17 protein-coding genes, 1 tRNA gene and 1 pseudogene are annotated in these 19,721 nt (G+C 62.7%); 5 read left to right on the top strand and 14 right to left on the bottom strand.

Annotated features, from left to right (window positions below):
* The first annotated feature begins 170 nt into the window (after positions 1-170).
* On the top strand, positions 171-557 hold the full coding sequence (locus tag VNS12_RS13900) for a DoxX family protein (protein ID WP_325488439.1): 387 nt from the start codon (positions 171-173) through the stop codon (positions 555-557).
* A gap of 66 nt (positions 558-623) precedes the next feature.
* Here the strand turns inward: VNS12_RS13900 and hisG are convergent, their stop codons facing one another.
* The 3 genes from hisG to hisS are packed head-to-tail and all read right to left on the bottom strand — an operon-like array spanning position 624 to position 3,960.
* Positions 624-1,334: an ATP phosphoribosyltransferase gene (gene hisG, locus VNS12_RS13895; RefSeq protein ID WP_325488438.1), complete on the bottom strand. Its 711-nt coding sequence runs from the start codon at positions 1,332-1,334 to the stop codon at positions 624-626.
* A complete protein-coding gene (locus VNS12_RS13890) occupies positions 1,331-2,425 on the bottom strand; it encodes an ATP phosphoribosyltransferase regulatory subunit (protein ID WP_325488437.1) in 1,095 nt (364 codons plus the stop codon). The genes hisG and VNS12_RS13890 overlap by 4 nt, the downstream gene beginning before the upstream one ends.
* The gene (gene hisS, locus VNS12_RS13885) at positions 2,425-3,960 is read right to left on the bottom strand and encodes a histidine--tRNA ligase (protein WP_325488436.1); all 1,536 of its coding nucleotides are present in this window, start codon (positions 3,958-3,960) and stop codon (positions 2,425-2,427) included. The genes VNS12_RS13890 and hisS overlap by 1 nt, the downstream gene beginning before the upstream one ends.
* Positions 3,961-4,483: 523 nt before the next feature.
* Between hisS and VNS12_RS13880 the strand changes: the two genes are divergently transcribed.
* Positions 4,484-4,729 carry a hypothetical protein gene (locus tag VNS12_RS13880; protein ID WP_325488435.1) on the top strand — a complete coding sequence of 82 codons (246 nt, stop codon included), beginning with the start codon at positions 4,484-4,486 and terminating at the stop codon, positions 4,727-4,729.
* Here the strand turns inward: VNS12_RS13880 and VNS12_RS13875 are convergent.
* Positions 4,714-5,340: a DNA-3-methyladenine glycosylase I gene (locus VNS12_RS13875; protein WP_325488533.1), complete on the bottom strand. Its 627-nt coding sequence runs from the start codon at positions 5,338-5,340 to the stop codon at positions 4,714-4,716. The genes VNS12_RS13880 and VNS12_RS13875 overlap by 16 nt on opposite strands.
* Positions 5,341-5,486: 146 nt before the next feature.
* Between VNS12_RS13875 and VNS12_RS13870 the strand changes: the two genes are divergently transcribed.
* Positions 5,487-6,101 (top strand): L,D-transpeptidase, encoded by a 615-nt coding sequence (locus VNS12_RS13870; protein ID WP_325488434.1) that lies wholly within the window; start codon positions 5,487-5,489, stop codon positions 6,099-6,101.
* Between the two features lie 51 nt (positions 6,102-6,152).
* On the opposite strand, the pseudogene VNS12_RS13865 reads toward VNS12_RS13870, so the two are convergent.
* The 3 genes and pseudogenes from VNS12_RS13865 to VNS12_RS13855 all read right to left on the bottom strand — a co-directional run.
* Positions 6,153-6,359 (bottom strand): annotated as a pseudogene (locus VNS12_RS13865) (helix-turn-helix domain-containing protein); the annotation flags it as partial.
* Between the two features lie 128 nt (positions 6,360-6,487).
* Positions 6,488-6,721: a hypothetical protein gene (locus VNS12_RS13860; RefSeq protein WP_325488433.1), complete on the bottom strand. Its 234-nt coding sequence runs from the start codon at positions 6,719-6,721 to the stop codon at positions 6,488-6,490.
* A gap of 163 nt (positions 6,722-6,884) precedes the next feature.
* A tRNA-His gene (locus VNS12_RS13855) sits at positions 6,885-6,961 on the bottom strand.
* Positions 6,962-7,219: 258 nt separating this feature from the next.
* Between VNS12_RS13855 and VNS12_RS13850 the strand changes: the two genes are divergently transcribed.
* Positions 7,220-9,631, top strand: a complete 2,412-nt coding sequence (locus tag VNS12_RS13850; protein WP_325488432.1) for a sensor histidine kinase — start codon at positions 7,220-7,222, stop codon at positions 9,629-9,631.
* Between the two features lie 136 nt (positions 9,632-9,767).
* Here VNS12_RS13850 and VNS12_RS13845 read toward each other — a convergent pair whose 3' ends face one another.
* Complete coding sequence (locus tag VNS12_RS13845; protein WP_325488431.1) at positions 9,768-10,808, bottom strand: ABC transporter ATP-binding protein; 1,041 nt, start codon at positions 10,806-10,808, stop codon at positions 9,768-9,770.
* Between the two features lie 72 nt (positions 10,809-10,880).
* Complete coding sequence (gene bglA / locus VNS12_RS13840) at positions 10,881-12,563, bottom strand: beta-galactosidase BglA (protein WP_325488430.1); 1,683 nt, start codon at positions 12,561-12,563, stop codon at positions 10,881-10,883.
* Between the two features lie 241 nt (positions 12,564-12,804).
* Here bglA and VNS12_RS13835 point away from each other — a divergent pair, with 241 nt between their 5' ends.
* A complete protein-coding gene (locus tag VNS12_RS13835; RefSeq protein WP_325488429.1) occupies positions 12,805-13,899 on the top strand; it encodes a LacI family DNA-binding transcriptional regulator in 1,095 nt (364 codons plus the stop codon).
* A 357-nt stretch (positions 13,900-14,256) separates the two neighbouring features.
* On the opposite strand, the gene VNS12_RS13830 is transcribed toward VNS12_RS13835, so the two are convergent.
* From VNS12_RS13830 to VNS12_RS13810, 5 genes are all read right to left on the bottom strand, one after another.
* Positions 14,257-15,462: a carbohydrate ABC transporter permease gene (locus tag VNS12_RS13830; RefSeq protein WP_325488428.1), complete on the bottom strand. Its 1,206-nt coding sequence runs from the start codon at positions 15,460-15,462 to the stop codon at positions 14,257-14,259.
* On the bottom strand, positions 15,462-16,475 hold the full coding sequence (locus VNS12_RS13825) for a carbohydrate ABC transporter permease (RefSeq protein ID WP_325488427.1): 1,014 nt from the start codon (positions 16,473-16,475) through the stop codon (positions 15,462-15,464). The genes VNS12_RS13830 and VNS12_RS13825 overlap by 1 nt, the downstream gene beginning before the upstream one ends.
* A gap of 107 nt (positions 16,476-16,582) precedes the next feature.
* Positions 16,583-17,947, bottom strand: coding sequence for an ABC transporter substrate-binding protein (locus tag VNS12_RS13820; protein ID WP_325488426.1), 1,365 nt, complete (start codon positions 17,945-17,947; stop codon positions 16,583-16,585).
* Between the two features lie 217 nt (positions 17,948-18,164).
* Positions 18,165-18,533, bottom strand: a complete 369-nt coding sequence (locus tag VNS12_RS13815; RefSeq protein WP_325488425.1) for a winged helix-turn-helix transcriptional regulator — start codon at positions 18,531-18,533, stop codon at positions 18,165-18,167.
* 101 nt (positions 18,534-18,634) lie between these two features.
* Positions 18,635-19,717, bottom strand: coding sequence for an Mrp/NBP35 family ATP-binding protein (locus VNS12_RS13810; protein WP_414693123.1), 1,083 nt, complete (start codon positions 19,715-19,717; stop codon positions 18,635-18,637).
* Positions 19,718-19,721: the final 4 nt, after the last annotated feature.

Raw genomic sequence — 19,721 nt, 5'->3', positions numbered from 1 at the left:
CAGGGCGTGTAGCCTCAAGACATCGGGCAATGCAACCGGATTTTAAAACCGGGCCAGAGCGATCGTTCTGGTTTGGTGAACAATGCGTCGGTTTCGGGCCGGGTTCCGCCTGGGCGCGGATTGGGGCATCGTCTGCCCATCAACGCCAACGCTAAACCGGACGTATCGCTATGAACACTCTTGAGACCAATCTTCCCGTTGTCGGCCGTATCTTTCTGGCCGTGATCTTCGTTCTCGCCGGGCTGGGCAAGGTGCCCGCCGTCGAATTCAACGTCGGCTATATGGAAGCCTTCGGCGTTCCGGGCTTTCTGATCTGGCCGACCATTGTGCTTGAAGTGGTTGCCGGCATCATGCTCGCCGTCGGCTACAAGACCCGCTGGGCCGCCGCCGCGCTGGCTGCATTCACGCTGCTTTCCGGGCTGATCTTCCACACCAACTTTGCCGATCAGATGGAAATGACCAGCTTCCTCAAGAACATCGCCATCACCGGCGGCCTGCTCTATGTCATCGCCTTTGGTGCAGGCGCATGGTCGGTGGATGGTCGCAAAGCCGCCTGACCCTCACGCAGATGCGCTTGCGAAGGGCTCCGCTGGACACTGTCCGGCGTGAGCCCTTCGGCCTTTTCAGGGGGTGAACGCTTCGGCGTCGAGCGCGGACAGCAGGCGGTTGAGGATCGCCAGCCGATCCTGGGACCAATCTGCATTGCGCGAGACCAATAGCAGCGCCTCGCTCCTGAGCATCACCCCATCATCGAGAATGCGCAGGCCGTTGGCCTTGAGGGTCGAGCCGGTGGAGGTGATGTCGACGATGAGATCGGCAGCGCCCGAGGCCGGGGCGGCCTCGGTGGCCCCGAGGCTTTCCACGATCCGATATTCGGCAATGCCGTGGCGGGCGAAATGCCGGCGGGTCAGGTTGACGAACTTGGTCGCAACCTTGAGCCAGCGCCCATGGCGGGCCCGGAAATCGGCGGCGACGTCGGACAAATCGTCCATGGCCGTCACATCGATCCACGCATCGGGGACCGCAACCACCGCGTCCGCGCGCCCGAACCCCAGACGCCGCGCCACGGACACCTGCTCAGGACCGGTTTCGGCGGTTTCGTGGATGAGGTCTTCGCCGGTGATGCCGATATCGATTGTGCCCCGGATCAGCTCACGGGCAATCTCGGACGCCGACAGGAACCGCACGGTGACTTCCGGCCAGCCATCGATCTCGCCGAGATAGGACCGTGCGCCGCCCGGACGGTCGATAGCGAGGCCCGCCCGCTCGAAGATCGCAATCGATTCTTCCTGGATGCGCCCTTTAGACGGCACGGCAAGCATGATGGTGCTCATGGAGCCACCTTCCGGGTCTGTTGCTCGGCCTCAAGCCGCTCCACCCACACGGCGCAGCCGACGGCGGGGATGTCTTCGCGCGCGCCCAGCCGCGCCAGCAGCCGGTCATACTGACCGCCCGAGACCAGCACGGCACCGGTGCCGCCGGTAATCGCAAAGGTGATGCCGGTGTAATAGTCGAGGCGTGGACTGAAGCCAGCGTCAAAGACGAGGCTGTCGCCCCCGAGGCCCTCGCGCAGCTGTGCAAGGCGGCGGCGGGTTATGGCCAGCGTATCGGCAAGATCGATGCCGCATTCAGTGGCCAGCGCGGCGACGGCGGCGACCGCGTCATCGGCGGGCCCGGCAATGGCGAGATAGCGGCGCAGCAGGTCGATGGAGGCGGGCGGCACATGCGCGGCTTCGAGCGCCTGCTTTTCCAGATAGCGCCCGGCGATTTCCTCGGGCGAACGGCTCTGGGTGAGGCTCAACCCGTTGGTCAGCATCAATTCGCTTACCCAATCGGCGATATCACCCGCCGGAAGCCCGACTGGGCCAGCAGACGGAGTTTGGGGGGAAGCCAGCCGGTCGAGCAGCGCCGCCATGGCCTCGGGGTGGCCATAGCGGGCGCGGATACGCGGACGCCAAACGTCCGGCATATCGCAGGCGGCCAGCACCGTTTCGAACAGGTCGATATCGCCCATGCGGATGGAGGGGCGCGTCACCCCGTAGAGGTCGATGACGGAGCGAGCGAAGCCGATCACCCGTTCGAGGGCGCGATCGGCGTCGGGCAGCGCCAACAATTCGATGCCCGCCTGATCGAACTCGGCAGGGCCATCAATACGCTGGCGGAAAATCGGTCCCAGATAGCCGTAGGCAGCGGGGGTCGCGGCCCCGGTCGCGATATGCTGCATGGCGATGGGCAGGGTGAAATCGGGGCGCAGGCAGAATTCATTGCCGTTGCTGCCCTGAGTGAGGATCATTCGCGCGCCCAGTTCCTCGCCCGCCAGATCGAAATACGGCGCGGGCGGGATAAGGATCGGCGGGGCCGCGAGGGTCACGCCGGGACCCGAAACGAGCGCGGCAAGCGCTGTACGGCGGCTGGCGGCGGCCATCACCCGTTGGCCTTCAGCCAGGCGGCAACGGCGGGGATGTGTTTGACGAACTCCACCATTTCGTTGCGCGGCACCGAATACTGGCCGGGGCGTTCCATTTTCCAGGCAGCGTTGTCGGTGATCGACTTGGCGGCTTCGGCGCCCTCGGCGAGGTCCTTGATCTGGACGATCCCTTCCTCGCGCTCGTTCGAGCCCTGAATGATCACCGCCGGGGCATTGCGCCGGTCGGCATATTTCATCTGGCGGCCCATATTGCGCGCATTGCCGAGGAACAGTTCGGCCCGAACGCCTGCGGCGCGCAACTCGGCAACCATCTTCTGGTAGTCGGCGATGCGGTCCTTTTCCATCACCGTGACCACAACCGGGCCGGTGACCTCGGCGCTCTTGAGGTTGCCGGTGAGGCGCAGGGCCGACGCGAGCCGCGACACGCCGATGGAAAAGCCGGTGGCCGGGGTGTGTTCGTTGCGGAAGCGCGAGACCAGTCCGTCGTAACGGCCACCGCCGCCGACCGAGCCGAACACCACGTCCTGCCCTTTTTCGTTCTGCACGCTGAAGGTCAATTCGATCTCGAATACCGGGCCGGTGTAATATTCGAGGCCACGCACCACGGAGGGATCGATCTTGATACGATCTGCGCCATAGCCCGCCGAGGCGAACAGGGCGGCCATCGCTTGCAGTTCGGCAAACCCTTCGGCAAAAGCGGTCGTGATCGGGAATTTCGCCAGGGATGGCGTCTTGAATTCCGCATCAAGGAAGCCATCGGGCCCGGCATCGGCTTCGAGATCGACCAGATCGTCGAGGCGCGCCGCGCTCATCATCTCGATGATCGCTTCGGCCTGATCGGCCCCCAGCTTCGCCCCTTCGGTGTAATCGCCGCTCTCATCCTTGCGGCCTTCGCCCAGCAGAAGGCGAACGCCTTCGGGACCGAACTTGTCGAGCTTGTCGATGGCGCGCAGCACGGTGAGTTTCTGGTCTTCTTCGACGACACCGATGGTCTGCATCACGCCGTCGAGAATCTTTCGGTTGTTGACGCGGACGATATATTTTCCGGCCAGCCCCAGCGCATCCATAGTGTCGGCCATCATCATGCAGATTTCGGCGTCGGCCTCCGGGCCCGCCGCGCCGACCGTATCGGCGTCGAACTGCATGAACTGGCGGAACCGGCCCGGACCGGGCTTTTCGTTGCGGAACACCCAGCCCTGCCGGTAGGAGCGGAACGGCTTGGGCAGGTCCTGATAGTTCTGGGCAAAATAACGGGCCAGCGGCGCGGTCAGGTCATAGCGCAGGCTCAGCCATTGCTCGTCATCATCCTGCACGGAAAACACCCCGGCATTGGGCCGGTCGGTGTCGGGCAGGAACTTGCCCAGCGCTTCGGTGTATTCGAAAAACGGCGTCTGGAGCGGGTCGAACCCATAGCGCTCATACACATGTCGAATCTTGGCAACCATCTCCTCGATGGCGGCAAGTTCAGCCGGTTCGGAATCGACGAAACCGCGCGGCAGGCGCGGTTCGATAAGCGCATTGGTTTTAGCCATGGTCCAAGATGTCCCTGTCGCCCGTGGTGGAAGGGCTGGAATTACGGGCCGTTCCTAAACGATATGGCATTTCCAGACAAGGCAAGGTGCGCTGTTGCTGATGCGCCACACTGTCCAGCCATATGCGACAACCGGTCACACCGGGGCTTGGCGATCACGATTTCGTCAGCTAGAAACGCCTCCTCTTTCAACACGAGCCCTGGAGGCGTTTCATGACCGATTTCGCTCACGTCTTCACCACTGGTGTTGAAGGATGCGTCGCATTTAACGGCGCATTTGCCCCGTCCCCAGTCTGCATTGTGTTGCGAACACGCTGACGCGGCAATTTCGGGTCGTCCTTTGTGACCCTTTTCTTCAAACATCTCTCATGATCCGAACGTCCTGACGACACACGCGTTTTGCGTTTCGCCGTCGGGTCTTCGTCTCACTTCAAACCATACCCGCGTCGCGTCACCGGAGGTCCGGTTGTCGTTCGCGGGCTACACGAGGACCCGGCACGCGACAAGCGGCTGGGCACAAATCGATGTCGCATGTTCACATGAACCCAGACGCCACCATGCTGCGTGTCTCAGTGGAAACCCTGATCGCCCAGCATGGCAAATGGCGGGTCATTCTTACCGCTATCCGGCCAGTTGGCCGCCGCCGCCGCAAGGTGCAAGCGATCCGCCCGATGGATCTGCCCCCTGCCCTGCGTCGCGATCTGGGCCTGCCGATAACGGCGGACCCGCCCCCTGTCCCGACCGCATTATCGGTCTATTTCCGGCTGTAACCAGCAGCGCCCTCTCGTCCGGGAGGGCGCTGGAACCGGCCGCGGCGCACCTCCGCCTCGGCGCGGCAGTGGCACCCTTCCATATGGTCATTGACCATGCCCATGGCCTGCATGAAGGCGTAACACGTTGTGGGGCCGACAAAGGAAAAGCCGCGCTTTTTGAGGTCGCGCGCCAGCGCCACCGACGCCGGTGTGGTGGCGATGGCGCGCAGAGTTTCCCATGAATAGGCGTCGGGCCGCATGTCCGGCGTCGGCTCGAACCGCCAGAAATAGGCGGCGAGCGATCCGAATTCTGCTTGCACCTCAAGCGCCCGTTGCGCGTTGTTGATCGCCGAGACGATCTTGCCCCGGTGGCGGACAATGCCCGCATCCCCGAGCAGCCGCGTGATGTCGGCATCATCGAAGGCCGCGACCCTATTGAGGTCGAACCCGGCAAATGCGGCGCGGAAATTCTCGCGCTTTTTCAAAATGGTCAGCCAAGACAGGCCGGACTGGAAGCCTTCAAGGCACAGCTTTTCAAACAGCCGCGTATCATCAACAACCGGAAAGCCCCATTCGGTATCGTGGTAGGCCTGATAGAGCGGATCGCTGCCGGCCCAGGGGCAGCGCATGGGGGCGAAGATAGCGTCAGTCAACGAATCGGCTCCGGCTGCAATTGGATAACCATACGCATAGGCTCCCGGTTAACCATGGCGTTTGACTCAATCTTTGTGGCTTTGGCGCAGGATCGGGCACGTCAACTTGCCGGATATTGACGATGACCCGGATCATTGTGTGCCTTTTCGCCGTGCTGCTGCTCGCCGTCCCTGCCCAGGCCGGATCGGGCTATCGCGGCTATCTCGATGCCATGTTCGGGCCCCCGCCCGGCATGACGCTGACGCCCGACACACCGCGCACCATGCTCGAATACCAGACCGATTATGTGAGCTATCCGGCCTATCTGCGGCAGGTGGTCACTTACCGGACCAGCGAGGCGCCGGGCACGGTGATCGTCGATACGCGGCAATATTTTCTGTATCTGGTGATGCCGGGCGGCAAGGCCATGCGGTATGGCATCGGCGTGGCGCGCACCGGGTTTGAGTGGCGCGGCAGCGAGAAGATCAGCGCCAAGCGCGAATGGCCAAGCTGGACACCGCCCGCCGAAATGCATGCGCGCCAGCCGGGCCTGCCCAGCTTCATGCCCGGCGGGCCGAATAACCCGATGGGGGCGCGGGCGCTCTATCTGGGCTCGACGCTTTATCGCATCCACGGCACCAACGAACCCTGGACCATCGGGCGCTCGGTGTCGTCGGGCTGCATCCGCATGACCAATGAGGATGTGATCGATCTTTATCGCCGCGTTGCGGTGGGCGCGCGGGTGGTAGTGATTTAGGCCGGCGACAAAGGTGCCGCCGGGCCAGAGCTGGATGTCGTTTTCCCGGGATCAACAGGTGTCCCGGTTTGGGCACACGGAGGGGATATCAAAGCCCCGCTCCGCGTAATCCTTGAGCTTGTTGCGGATGGTCCGGACCGAAAGGCCCAGAAGTTCCGCCGCGTGGGTCCGGTTCCCTCTGGTTCGCCGCAAGGTGGCGAGAATCAGGTCGCGTTCCACATCTGCCACCGGCAGGCCCACAAGGGCTTCCGCCAGTCTTGGGTTTGGAGCAAAATCGTACACTACTCATCCTTCCTGAGCCCCCAAACGCTCAGATAGAGTGCGTAAGCGTTGACGCTTATGGTTAACGCCCCGTTAACGCCGCGCCGATTTTGTGCAGCGTACAGTCAGCGCAAATGGCGTTCGAGCAGGTCGCGCGCCATGTCGAAGATGGGGTTATCGCCCTCGATACCGGCCTGTTGCTCCTCGATCAGGTGCAGCGCGCCCTCATACATCTCGCGCACGTCTTCGCCCGACAGCAGCCCCTTGGCGAGCAGCATGCGCACAAGCGAGGCCATGACAGCGGAATTGACCAGATCGGAAGCAGCAGTTGCTTCAGGCAATTCGGGGATATCGTCCATTCTGGCTCCGTGCGGTCTGGAAACGCTCTAACAGGTTGGCGAAGGCTAGCATTTCGCAAAGCGCTCCGCATCCGTGCCGGTTGGCAACCAACCGGTAACGGCAAGCCCATACACTGAGGCCAAGTAAATGGCACAATACGAGAAAAAACCAATATGGGAGAAATGGTACCGCCTCCCCGGATTGAACGGGGGACCTCTAGATCCACAATCTAGCGCTCTAACCAACTGAGCTAAGGCGGCACGGGTCAACGGGCATCTGGACGCTCACAGCGTCAGCCCGGAACGGGGCGGACCATAGGTCGAGATCAAAACAAAGACAAGGGCGGTTCTGCGCTGCGTGACAGGTTTTTTGCTGCCGGCATTTACCCCGGCCTTAACCATGCGGAGCCTTTGCCGCGACACGGGGGCAAGCGGACGTGGACCGGCCATAAAAGTCCCTATATTTAAGGTTTCATCAACCATTCCGGCAGCGGACCGGTTGAGCAACTTGGACAGGAAATGACACCCGACTGGCAGAGCCCGGAGCAGGCCAACAGCATAGAGCGGTACGAAAACGACCCGCGGCCGGTGTGGCTGTGGGCGGAGGATGGCGACCGCCCGGTGTGGACGAACCGCGCCGCGCCGCTGTTCGGCGCGCGGCTCAAGGCGTCCGGCCTCAAGCGGGTGGACAAGGCCGCCCCCATCAAGGGCCAGATCGCCCGCATCCTGCGCATGGGATTGTTAGGCCGCACCATGCCATCGCGGATGCAGTTCCTCGCCGGACGCAAGCCGCTGTCGGCGACATGCCTGTGCACCCCGATCCATCTGGCCGATGGCAAGCTGCATCTTCTGGTGGTCGGTATCGACCCGATTGCGCCGGAGATTCTGGCGGCGGCGGGGATCGAGACTGAGACTGCCGATGCCCCGCAGGAGACAGCGCCCGAGCCGCCCGTCGAGGAGGATGAGGCCATCGCGGAGGCACCTGAGCCTGAATCCGAACCGGAGATCGCGCCCCAAACAGACGCGGAAGACGATGGTGTGCCAACCCTTGAAGGACTGGCGGCGCTGGTGGACAAGCTGGCCGGGCACAGCCAGCTTTTCGATCCGCTCGATGCCGGGGACGACGCGCCCCTTTCCGCTCCCGTGCCCGGACGCGATTATGCTGCCATCGCCTTTGACGATGACGTGGAAGCGGGCAATAGCGACGGGCAATCGGACTGGGGCGACGAGGACCCCTCTATCCAGGATGAAGCCGCCTTTGCCGCCGATAGCAGCAGCGACGACGCCCCGGCGCGGGCCGGGCTTTGGCAGATTTCCGGACGCGGATTGACCATTCAGCGCGCCAGCTATGAAGAGGCGGAGGATGAGACCGGGCAGCCCGAAAAGGATACGCCGGACGCTGCGGAGAAAGCCGCTGACGATGCGATGGATCGCGCCTCGCGTTATAATTTCGAGGAACTCTCCCGCATCCTCACTGACCGGGTGACCCAGGAGACCCCCGCCGAACCCGCCCGCCCCGAATCGGGCGCGTCCCAGGGCGGTGAACTGGTGGCGCTGAGTGAAGAGGCGCTGGTGCTCAACCGGCTGCCGCTCGGAATCTTGATTTTCCGCGATCAGGACATCGTGTTCGCCAACCGGGCGCTGGTCGATCTCACCGGATATGAGAACGCCACCGCGCTGCGCGCTCTCGGTCTCGCAGCGATCTTTCCGACCATCGATTCGGGCGATCCGGCCGGGCCGGTGACGCAACTGGTGCGCAGCGATGGCGAAAAAGTCGCCGTCAACGCGCGGCTCAATGCCATCACCTGGCAGGGGCGGCCCGGCTTCATGCTGTCGGCCCGGGCCAGCGATATCGAACCGCTGCGCGAGGCCGAGGTCGGTCAGTTCGCCGCGCTCTGGGCGCGACTGGCGGGTTTTGATTTCGTGACCGCGGACCGGGCGGGCCTGATCACCGCCTTTACGCCCGGCAGTCCGGAGCGCGAGGCCCCGGCGGACGGCGCGCCGATCAATCTGCTGGTGGCTCAAAGCGATCACGCATCCTTGCGGCAGTTCCTGTCGCTGCCCGCCCGCTATGCCGGTGGTGTTCGTCCAGCGGTGACTCTTAAAGCCGCGCAAACCGGCCAGACGCTCACGCTGTTTGCCGAAGGGCGCGCGGGGATCGTCGCGGGCTATTTCGGGCTGATCGGGCCGCTGGACGCCCAAAAGGTCGCACCGGCGCGGCGCGGCAGCGTACCCGCGGCAACGCTGAGTCGGATCACACGCGGCCTGCGCCGCCCGCTCAACACCATTGCCGGGTTTTCCGAACTGATCGCTTCGGAATCCTTTGGCCCGCTGGCCAATGCCCGCTATCTCGAATACGCCCGCGATATCCGCTCCGCCGGCAGCTCCATCGCCGATCTGGCCGATGAGCTCGACGATTATGTCCGGCTGGCCGAGGGCGAGACGACACTTGCCCCCGCCGATGTGGATATCGCGACGCTGCTGGCCGAGTGCCTCGTGCGGGTACGCGGCGAAGCCGGACGCGAACGGGTGCTGTTGCGCAGCGCCATCAGCGAACGCCTGCCACTGGCCCGCGTCGATGCGGCAACGCTCAAGCAGGCGGTGCTCAACATGCTGGCCAGCGCCATCAGCGAAGCCGGTGAAGGCAGCAAGGTGGTGCTGTCAGGGCAGGTCGAGGACGACGGCTCGGTCTCGATCCACGTCCGCGACGCCGCCCGCGCGCCTACCCTGCTGGCCGAGCGGTTCGTGGTGTTCCGCGATGGTCTTGCCGCTGATGGCACCGAGCGCCGCCCCAGCCAATCGAGCATCGGCCTGACGCTGACCCGTTCGCTGGTCGCCGTCAACGCCTGCTCGTTGAGCCTCAATCCGGCCAGCGAGACCGGTACGCTGATGACACTGACGATCCCGGCGAGCCTCGTGGTAGGGCGCTGAGGCGCAATTCACGCATGGGGTGGCAAGGCAAACTCAGCGCACCCCTCATCCGTCCGCTTCGCGGCCACCTTCTCCCTCAAGGGGAGAAGGGAAAAAGGGGTGAGCTCGTGAAAGAAAATGGGCGCTGCCTAGTGCGTCAGGCCTCCGAAGTCACCGGCGTTTTTGCAGGCGTGGTCACCGGTTTTCCGGATGCGTCGAAGCGGTGGTAGAGGTCGGCCCGGGGTTCGAAACTGATCACCGCGCCGGTATGATAGGGCGTTTTGCCCTCCTGGCGGATGATCACCGGGTCGGTCTCGCCGATATCGACATAGATGTAGCTGTCCGAGCCCAGATCCTCGGAATAGATGACCTTGCCCGACCAGGCCCCCTGCCCGTCTGGAACGATATCCATGTGCTCGGGGCGCACCCCGACGGTCGCCGCGCCATAGGGTTCAGCGTTGCGGCCGGTGAGGAAATTCATCTTGGGGCTGCCGATGAACCCGGCAACGAACAGCGATTGGGGATGGTCGTAAAGCTCCATGGGGGTGCCCACCTGCATCACAACACCATCCTTGAGCACCACGATCCGGTCAGCCAGGGTCATTGCCTCGACCTGATCGTGGGTGACGTAGATCATGGTGGTTTCGGGCAGGGAATCCTTGAGCCGGGCGATTTCCATCCGGGTCGCGACCCGCAGGGCTGCGTCGAGGTTGGAGAGCGGTTCGTCGAACAGGAACACCTGCGGATTGCGCACGATGGCACGCCCGATGGCGACGCGCTGGCGCTGCCCACCCGAAAGCGCCTTGGGCAGGCGTTCGAGATAGGGGCTCAGCTGCAACATCTCGGCGGCTTCTTCCACCTTCTTGCGGATTTCATCGCGCGGCGTGCGGGTGAGTTTGAGCGAATAGGCCATGTTGTCGAACACGGTCATGTGCGGATAAAGCGCATAGGACTGGAACACCATGGCGATGCCGCGCTTGGAGGGAGCCACATCGTTGACGACCCTCCCGCCGATTTCCAGCTGACCCGCGGAAATGGTCTCCAGCCCCGAAATGGTGCGCAGCAATGTGGACTTGCCGCACCCGGAGGGCCCGACAAAGACGATGAACTCGCCCGATTTGATATCGAGATTGATATCCTTGAGCACCTCTACATTGCCGTAGCGCTTGTAGAGTCCGGTGATCTTGAGGTCAGACATCGTCCCTCCCCTGGGCGTTGTACCAACTCAGTATTCTATCGCGTTTTCGAGCTGGAAAACGCTCTAGTGCGACTATTCCTGGCGTCCAATATACGAGCCGAAGGGCCCGAAATTCAATCGATTGCCGTCCGGTTTGACGTCCGCCCCCGGCGCGCCGGCATCGGTCAGTTTCATAGTTGCGGGCAGGTCGTAACCCACCGGCTCTGTGGACATGTTGAACGCGCAAAACAGCGTCTCGCCACCGAGGGTGCGGGTGAAGGCCAACACGCCCGGTGGCGCATCGGCCACAAGGTCGAGCCGGCCCTTGATCAGGGCGGGCTGGAGTTTGCGAAAGTGCAGCGCGGCGCGGTAAAATGTCAGGGTCGAATCCGCTTCGTCATCCTGCTGATCCACCGCAAAGGCCAGATGCTGGGCCGGGACCGGCAGCCAGGTGCGATCCGCCGCCGAAAAGCCGCCATTGCGCACATGGGCCTGCCAGACCATGGGAGTTCGGCAGCCGTCGCGGCCCTTGAACTCGGGCCAGAACTCGATGCCATAAGGGTCGGCCAGATCGTCATAGGCGATTTCCGCCTCCGACAGGCCCAGTTCCTCGCCCTGATACAGGCACACCGAACCGCGCAGGCTGAGCAGCAACAGCGCCGCCTGCCGGGTCAGCGCGGCTTCATGACCATGGGGCGCCCAGCGGCTGACATGGCGCATCACGTCATGGTTGGAAAAAGCGAGGCACACCCAGCCATCGGGCGCCTTTTGCTGCACCTGGGTGATCGACTCGATGAAATGCCGGGCAGTGTAATCGCCGCCCAGAAAATCGAATGTGTAGCACATATGGAGCATGTCATTGCCCGAGGTATATTGGGCCATGATATCGATCTGGTGCTGGGCGTCGCCGATTTCCCCCACCGTGGTCGTGCCGGGATATTCATCGAGCAAAGCCCGCATACGCTTGAGAAAGCCGATATTTTCCGGCCGGCTCTTGTCGTAGATATGCTCTTGCAGATTGTAGGGATTGACGGCGGGCGCAGTGGAGGCGTTGAACTCTTCAGGGCGCACCGGAGGATTGTTTTCCAGCCCTTGCGAATGGAAATAGAAATTGACCGTATCGAGCCGGAACCCGTCCACCCCGCGTTCGAGCCAGAAGCGCATTTCCCCCAGCACCGCATCCTGAACCTCGGGGTTGTGGAAATTGAGGTCGGGCTGGGCGGTGAGGAAATTGTGCAGATAATACTGCATGCGCCGCCCGTCCCAGTGCCAGGCCGAACCGCCGAAGATCGACAGCCAGTTGTTGGGCGGATTGCCATCGGGCCGGGGGGCGGCCCACACGTACCAGTCCGCCTTGTCATTGGTGCGCGACAGGCGGCTTTCGGCAAACCAGGGATGACGATCGGACGAGTGGGAGATCACCTGATCGATGATGACTTTCAGGCCCAGCGCATGGGCCTTTTCCACAAGGCGATCGAAATCCTCAAGGGTGCCGAAAATGGGATCGATGTCGCGATAGTTGGAGACGTCGTAGCCGAAATCCTTCATCGGCGAGGTGAAGACCGGCGACAGCCAGATGGCGTCCACGCCCAGATCGGCCACATATTCGAGCCGTGAGGTGATCCCGACGAGATCGCCGACGCCGTCATTGTTGTGGTCCTGAAACGAGCGCGGATAAATCTGATAGATCACCGCGCCGCGCCACCAGTCGCGTTCTGCCGGTGAAATATCTTCCGGGTGGCCATATTGCCGGGACTCTGGCGCAAAATAGCTCATTGGACGGGCACCTCCCCCAATCCAGGCGCTGCGGGGCTAAAGCCGTTGCGCCTGACAAACCCTGATCGGACAGGGACCGACAATCGGCCCTCACCCCTGCCCCTTGCGCCGCACGGCTTGCTTCCAAAACGTTTTGGCTTAGAATCCTTACGCTGGCCGCCCGAGTTGCGTCAACCGGGACTTGCATTGGAGCGCGCAATATTGTGCAAGGGCCGCACCCAACCTGGACATGCCGCCACAGATGAACAAGCCAATCCAGAGATCACGCAAGCGCAGCACGGCATCGGGCCGGAACGTCACCATCAAGGACCTGGCGGCGGAGCTGAACGTTTCGATCACCACAATTTCGCGCGCGCTGAACGGCTATACCGATGTGGGGGAGAAAACCCGCGAGAAGGTGGTGGAGACCGCCCGCCGCCTCGGCTACACACCCAACCGCAACGCCCAGCGGCTGGTGACCCAGCGCAGCCATTCGATCGGCTGGGTACAGTCCGACGATGACAATAAATTCGTCGACCCGCATTTCGTCGAGGTGATGGCCGGCGTTCTGCGCGAGGCGCGCAAGGATCACTACGATATCGTGATGACCAGCGAAAACCCCCAGCGGCAGTTGGCCACCTATGAGCGCTATGTGCATGACGGCAGCGTCGACGGGTTCATCGTCGACCTGCCCCGGCCTGACGATCCGCGCATCACGTTCCTGCTCGAAGCGGGTGTGCCGTTCGTCGTGCATGGGCGCGAGGCCCGCAGCGAGCGCTATGGCTGGGTCGATGTGGACAATTACGGCAATTTCTACAATTTGACCAAGCTGATCCTCGCCAACGGACACAAGCGCTTTGCGTTCATCAATGGCGATGAGCAATTTCTCTATGCCACCACGCGGCGGCAGGCGGTCTATGATGCGCTGCGCGATCTGGGCCATTCGCCCGATGCGGTGATGTATCTGGAGGGCACCCACCCCATGGTGGAAGCGGGCTATCAGCTCACCGAGCTGGCGCTGGCCGAACCGTCGATCACGGCGTTCCTTTATTCCTCCATCCTGTTGGCCACCGAAGGGCTGGCGGCCATCTCGCGCGCGGGCCGCGTTCCGGGGCGCGATGTGATGGTCGCCTCGATGAATGACGAGTTGCAATATCTCAATCTCGGCCCGCTCGAAGGCCAGATCACCTATGTGCGCTCTTCCCTGCGCACCGCCGGCAGCGCGCTGGTCGCCGAAGTGATCCGCCAATGCGAGCGCAAGCAGATCTCAGGAACGCTGGTGCCGTCGGTGTTCGATCTGGGCGATGGAGTTGATGGAGAGTCGATCGCCGGGGATGTGGAGCTGGTTGGCGCTTGAGGATCGGCGCCTGATTGCTGCTCGGTTCTCTCTCCCCTGATGGAGAGGGGCTGGGGGTGCGCCGGGGTGACTGGTTCTCCAGCGTGGTCATCCCGGCCTTGAGCCGGGATCCAGTATGCGGCAGCGGTAGAGATAGAACCGCAGCTCTGCCGGTTACTGGATCCCGGGTCTTCGCCCGGGATGACGGTGGGTGAATGCGGGAACTCAGCGGCCCGTCCTCCGCCTCTCGGGGAGAGCCCTGCCCGAATGGCACGGGATGAGGGGTGCGCTGAGGTTTCGCGTGCTGCCCTTCCTCAACGCTTCATCCAGGCGAAGACTCGGGATGACGGCGGGGGAACGGGCGAACTCAGCGGTCCCTCACCCCCCTTTCACCGACCCGGCCAGCAGTCCGCGGACGAAGTAGCGTTGCAGTGAGAAGAAGACGATCAGCGGCACCACCATTGAGATGAACGCGCCTGCGGTCAGCAGTTCCCAGTTGTTGCCGCGGGTACCGATCAGGTTGATCAGACGCCCGGTCAAAACCAGTTGGGTATCCTGCGATCCGAGGAAAATCAGCGCGACGAGCAGGTCGTTCCAGACCCACAGAAACTGGAAAATCGCGAAAGACGCCAGCGCCGGAAAACTCAAGGGCAGCACCATGGTGGTGAAAATCTGGAAGTGACTGGCCCCATCCATGCGGGCGCTTTCCATGATTTCGCGCGGCAGACCGGCCATGTAATTGCGTAACAGGAAAATGGCCAGCGGCAGGCCAAACCCGGTATGGGCCAGCCATACCCCCAGATAGCCCTGCGCCTCGCCGCCGAAATTGAGCGCAATGCCGTTATAGAGCCGCAGGATCGGGATCAGCGACATTTGCAGCGGGACGACGAGCAGCCCGACGATGATGGCAACCAGCACCCCGCGTCCGGGGAAACTCATCCACGCCAGAGCATAGGCGGCAAAGGCCGCAATCAGGATGGGCACGATGGTTGCGGGAATGACCACGGTCAGCGAGTTGATGAAGGATTGTCCGACGCCATCGGAGGTCAGGACCCGGTAGTAGTTGTCGAAGGTGAAGCGCGGCGCTTCGCTGGCGACATAATAGATGCGCGGCCCGGACTCGTGTTCGAACGCGGTGGTCGAACTCCAGCGATACTGCCCGTTCTCCTCAACGACCAGCTCGCCCCCCTGCCGCATCGGGATGATATCACCCGGCGCAAAGGCTCCCGGCTCCCGGCTCGTGATACCGACAGCATCGATGATCTTTTCCGTTCCAGGCTCAAGGATCGAGCCGGAAATCACATAGGGTCCGTCGTCAAGGATTTGGGCATCGGCGTCACCGAGCCGCGCGTTACTGGCGCGAACCGAAGTGGTGAGCGAGGTCCACCAGCCCGAAACCGCCAGTTGATCCGCGTCGCGCACCGAGGACACCAGCAGCCCCACTGAGGGGAAGGTCCACAGGGCCACAATCAGCAGCAGCGCGATATTGGCCACCAGCCGCCCGATATTGAGCGCCGGAAGAGCGGGCCGCTCGGCCTTGATGGGTGCAGTGGCGGAAACGATGGGTGTGGCGGTCGAACTCATCAGCGCGTCCCCTGCTCACGGTTGGCGTTGCGGACGTTCCAGATCATGATCGGCAGAACGGCGATCAGGATGACCACGGCGATGGTGGAGCCCCGCCCGAAATCACCGTTCCTGAACATCCAGGCGTACATCAGATTGGCCAGAACTTCGGTCTGGAACTCGCCATTGGTCATGGCGAACACGATGTCGAACACCTTCAGGACCGTGATGGTGATGGTGGTCCAGACGACGACCAGGGTGCCGGTGATCTGCGGGATCATGATCGAAAAGAAAATCTGCACCTCATTGGCGCCGTCGATGCGGGCCGCTTCCATGGTTTCCTCGGGAATGCCGCGCAGGGCGGCCGAGAGGATGACCATGGCAAAGCCGGTCTGGATCCAGATCAGGATGACCATGAGGAAAAACGAATTCCACGGCACCATGGTGATCCAGTTCTGCGGCGGCAGGCCAATGCCGGTCACCAGTGCGTTGAGCACGCCGATCTGCGGCTGGTCGGGGCCGCGATAGGCATAGACAAACCGCCAGATGACCGACGCCCCGACAAACGAGATCGCCATGGGCATGAAGATCAGCGATTTGGCGATATTGCCCCACCAGACCCGGTCGGCGAGGACGGCAATGACCAGCCCGAAGCCGGTGGACAGCGCCGGCACGATCAACAGCCAGAGGAAGTTGTTGAGCAGCGACTGGCGAAACGTCGGGTCGCCAAACGCCCAGACATAGTTCGACAGCCCGACAAAACGGCTGCCATTGGCGTTGTAAAGGCTCAGCCGCGCGGTTTCGAATACCGGATAGACAAGATAGACGGACAGAAACAGCAGTGCGGGAAACAGAAATAGCCAGGGGCGGATCGCCGTGCGCAGCCGGTCATAGCCGACCTCTTGGCCGCTACCGGCTGCCCCGCTGCGGACCAGCACCTTGTCGAGCAGCCAGTTCGATCCCCAGAAATAGGCCGCGGCACCGGCCAGGGCGACCGCAACCGCCAGCACCGCGTTGAAAATCTGTACAATCATCCCCTGCCCCACGCTCCCGGATGGTCTTAATTTCAAGCTCCGGACGGTGGCCGGAGTGCTGCCCATGGCGGCGGACCGCCATGGGCACATGCAGACTATTGGGCAGACTAGTCCTCGATATTGTCCCAGGCGGCCTGGATCTGGTCCGCGACCTGCTGGGCGGATGCGCCGTTCACGAAATCGACCATGCCGGACCAGAAGGCACCGGTGCCGATGGCCGCCGGCATCATGTCGGAGCCGTCAAAGCGGAACGTGGTCGCTTCGAGCAGGATTTCCCCCTGCTGGCGCAGCGCGTCGGAGGAATAGACATCCACATTGACGTCATGGTGGGCCGACAGGAACGCCGAATTGTCCTGCGCCATCCAGATTTCGTGCGCGATCGGGGTCTTGAGATACTCGATGAAAGCGCGCGCCGCGTCCGAATCATTGGTGATCGAAACGAGGGTTCCCGCGCCGAGCACCGGGCGTCCAAGATCTTCCGACTCATAGGGCGGCATGTAGAAGAAATCATAGTCGGTGCCGGCTTGGGTTCCGGACGGGAACGACGCCGCGATGAAGGACGCCTGCTTGTGCAGGTAGCACTGGGGCGGGATGGTGAACAACCCGGCCGGGCTGTCGCCAAACGCCGTGGTGGCAATCGCTGCGGTGCCACCGGCCACGTTGGCATCGTCCTTGACGATCGAGCCAAAAATATCGATGGCGTTGACGACTTCCGGCGAATTGAACTTCAGCTCGTTGGTCACCCACGCGTCATAGGTTTCGGGCGACTGGGTGCGCAGCATCAGGTCTTCGATCCAGTCGGTCGCCACCCAGCCGGTCGCGCCGCCCGATTCAATGCCGATGCACCACGGGGTGCCGCCATCCGCCTTGATCTGATCCTGGAGAGCAAACAGCGCCTCCATGGTCTCGGGCACCTCGTATCCCATTTCCTCAAAATTGTCCGGCGAGTACCAGATCAGCGATTTGATTTCCTGCTTGAAGGGGAAGGCATACTGATGCACGGCCCCGTCCGCGCCTGCAAACTGGCCGAGCGCGGCCCAGGATTCGCCGGCGGCGTAGTTTTCACCCAGCCAGGCGGTTGCGTCATCGCCCAGATCGGCCAGGGCCCCTTGGGCAGCAAATGTCGCCAGAAGTCCCGGCTGCGGCAGGATGGTGATATCGGCGGGTGAACCGGCAGCGATATCGATGCGAGCCTGCTCTTCATAATTGGGCGAGGATCCCAATTGGGTGCTGACCCCGGTGGCGTCTTCAAAGAACGACACAACCGCCCGCCATTGCGCCGATTCCTCGGGGCTGTTCCACGGCGTCCAGAAGGTGAGCCTCCCGCTCGTGTCGCCATATTCGGCCTCGAAGGCATCGAGCGAATCCCAGCTGAACGCCCCCTCCCCGCGGACGATGTCCTGTGCAAAGCCAGTCGTCGCAACAAGGGAAAGCGCCAGAGCGGACACTCCGGCCAAAAGGGTTTTGTGCATATAGTCCTCCCATCGCACATTGTGACGCCAATAAGGCGCCAACTGCCGCATTACGATATTCCAAAACGTTTTGGAACCAAAACGTTTTCGGTGGCCCTTTTGCATGTTCGGGCCCGGTATTGCAGCACGGGAAGCGTCGCACAAAGTCCGTGGCTTGCCAAGCAGGGCGACGAGAGGGCCAAAGGCGGCCGGGGATGCGGCTGGCCGGAAAGCTGCCTTATTCGGCGGCCTCGTCATAGCTGGCCCGGGCCGCGTCGATGGCAGAAAGGTTTTCGGTGGCCCATTGGCCGAGAACCGTGACCGGTTCCTGCAGCGAGCGCCCCAACTCGGTCAGCTCGTATTCGACATGCGGCGGCAATGCGGGGATCACCCTGCGCTTGACCAAACCGTCGCGCTCAAGACCGCGCAAGGTGCGGGTCAGCATGCGCTGGGAAATATCATCGATCGAGCGCATCAGTTCGCCAAAACGGCGGGACCGCTCTCCCAGCCGCGCGACGATCAAAAGGCTCCATTTGTCGCCGATCCGACCCAGCACCTCGCTGATCTTGAGGCATTGCTCGGTGGGGTGGAGATCGGTTTTCTTCATTACACTCATGTGCGCATCCGAACGGAAAAGCAGCCTTGCAGGAACCACAATATACGACAGGAACCAAAAGTAACAAGGATGCCCGGGTCGGCTGGCAGAGATCAGCGGGGCTTTGACACCACGCCGAGCCTCTCGGCGAGCCGGTCGGCAATGGCGATGAAGGCGGCAGCTTCGGGACCATCGCCCGACACCGCCACGGCGGGCCGTCCGGCATCGCCGCTTTCGCGGATCGACATGACCAGCGGGACTTCGCCGAGGAACGGAATATCGAGCGCTTCGGCAGCGGTTCTGGCACCGCCATGGCCAAAGATGTCGTAGCGCGTGCCGGTATCGGGGGCGATAAAATAGCTCATGTTCTCGACAATGCCCAAGACCGGAACATTGGTGCGCCGGAACATATCGATGGCCTTTCGCGCATCGATCAGCGACATGTCCTGTGGCGTCGAGACCACCACCGCGCCGGCCAGGTCCACCTGCTGGACCAGCGAAATCTGGATATCGCCGGTGCCGGGCGGCAGGTCGACCACCAGAACGTCCAGTTCGCCCCAATCGGTTTCCCGCAGCAATTGCCTCAAGGCCGAGGTGGCCATCGGCCCGCGCCACACCACTGCCTGGCTTTCGGTCAGCATCGGCCCGATCGACATCGCCTTGATGCCATAGACCTCGAAGGGCTTGAAAATCTTGTCGTCGCGGATGGCGGGCTGGCCTTCGATGCCGAGCATCTTGGGCAGGGAGGGCCCATAAAGATCGGCGTCGAGAAGGCCGACATTCAAACCACGCCTCGCCAGTCCCAACGCGATATTGACCGCGCAGGTCGATTTGCCGACCCCGCCCTTGCCCGCGCCAACGGCGACGATGTGACGGATGCCCGGAACAGGCGTTTTGGGCGGGGGGCCGGGGCGGCGCCCGGCGGATTGCGGCGCCGACTGGACCGGCGGCTTGTCGCCGGTCAGCGACACCATCACCTTGCGGCCTTCGGCAATCGCCGTGACAGCCGCTTCCGCAGCGGTCCGCGCCGGTGCGAACGCTTTTTCCATTCCCGGAGAAACCGAGATGGCAAAAGCGATGGCGCTTTTGGTAACGATGATATCGGACAGGCCGGCAAAATCGGCGAGCATCAGGCCACCGGGCACCTCGATGGTGCCCAGCGCCTGTCTTACCTTGTTTGCAACATCATCGCTCAAGGAC

The organism is Pelagibacterium sp. (genome assembly GCF_035555455.1).
GTDB lineage: Bacteria > Pseudomonadota > Alphaproteobacteria > Rhizobiales > Devosiaceae > Pelagibacterium.
The sequence above is the reverse complement of the archived record's forward strand: the minus strand, read 5'-3'. Positions and strand labels throughout refer to the sequence as shown.

Bases quoted from the DNA above. Each gene is read 5' to 3' on its own strand.
- VNS12_RS13880 (WP_325488435.1), top strand. From the start codon at position 4,484: ATGTCGCATGTTCACATGAACCCAGACGCCACCATGCTGCGTGTCTCA.
- VNS12_RS13850 (WP_325488432.1), top strand. From the start codon at position 7,220: ATGACACCCGACTGGCAGAGCCCGGAGCAGGCCAACAGCATAGAGCGG.
- hisG (WP_325488438.1), bottom strand. From the start codon at position 1,334: ATGAGCACCATCATGCTTGCCGTGCCGTCTAAAGGGCGCATCCAGGAA.
- VNS12_RS13860 (WP_325488433.1), bottom strand. From the start codon at position 6,721: ATGGACGATATCCCCGAATTGCCTGAAGCAACTGCTGCTTCCGATCTG.
- VNS12_RS13845 (WP_325488431.1), bottom strand. From the start codon at position 10,808: ATGTCTGACCTCAAGATCACCGGACTCTACAAGCGCTACGGCAATGTA.
- bglA (WP_325488430.1), bottom strand. From the start codon at position 12,563: ATGAGCTATTTTGCGCCAGAGTCCCGGCAATATGGCCACCCGGAAGAT.
- VNS12_RS13870 (WP_325488434.1), top strand. From the start codon at position 5,487: ATGACCCGGATCATTGTGTGCCTTTTCGCCGTGCTGCTGCTCGCCGTC.
- VNS12_RS13815 (WP_325488425.1), bottom strand. From the start codon at position 18,533: ATGAAGAAAACCGATCTCCACCCCACCGAGCAATGCCTCAAGATCAGC.
- VNS12_RS13820 (WP_325488426.1), bottom strand. From the start codon at position 17,947: ATGCACAAAACCCTTTTGGCCGGAGTGTCCGCTCTGGCGCTTTCCCTT.
- hisS (WP_325488436.1), bottom strand. From the start codon at position 3,960: ATGGCTAAAACCAATGCGCTTATCGAACCGCGCCTGCCGCGCGGTTTC.
- VNS12_RS13830 (WP_325488428.1), bottom strand. From the start codon at position 15,462: ATGAGTTCGACCGCCACACCCATCGTTTCCGCCACTGCACCCATCAAG.
- VNS12_RS13890 (WP_325488437.1), bottom strand. From the start codon at position 2,425: ATGGCCGCCGCCAGCCGCCGTACAGCGCTTGCCGCGCTCGTTTCGGGT.
- VNS12_RS13900 (WP_325488439.1), top strand. From the start codon at position 171: ATGAACACTCTTGAGACCAATCTTCCCGTTGTCGGCCGTATCTTTCTG.
- VNS12_RS13835 (WP_325488429.1), top strand. From the start codon at position 12,805: ATGAACAAGCCAATCCAGAGATCACGCAAGCGCAGCACGGCATCGGGC.
- VNS12_RS13825 (WP_325488427.1), bottom strand. From the start codon at position 16,475: ATGATTGTACAGATTTTCAACGCGGTGCTGGCGGTTGCGGTCGCCCTG.
- VNS12_RS13875 (WP_325488533.1), bottom strand. From the start codon at position 5,340: ATGCGCTGCCCCTGGGCCGGCAGCGATCCGCTCTATCAGGCCTACCAC.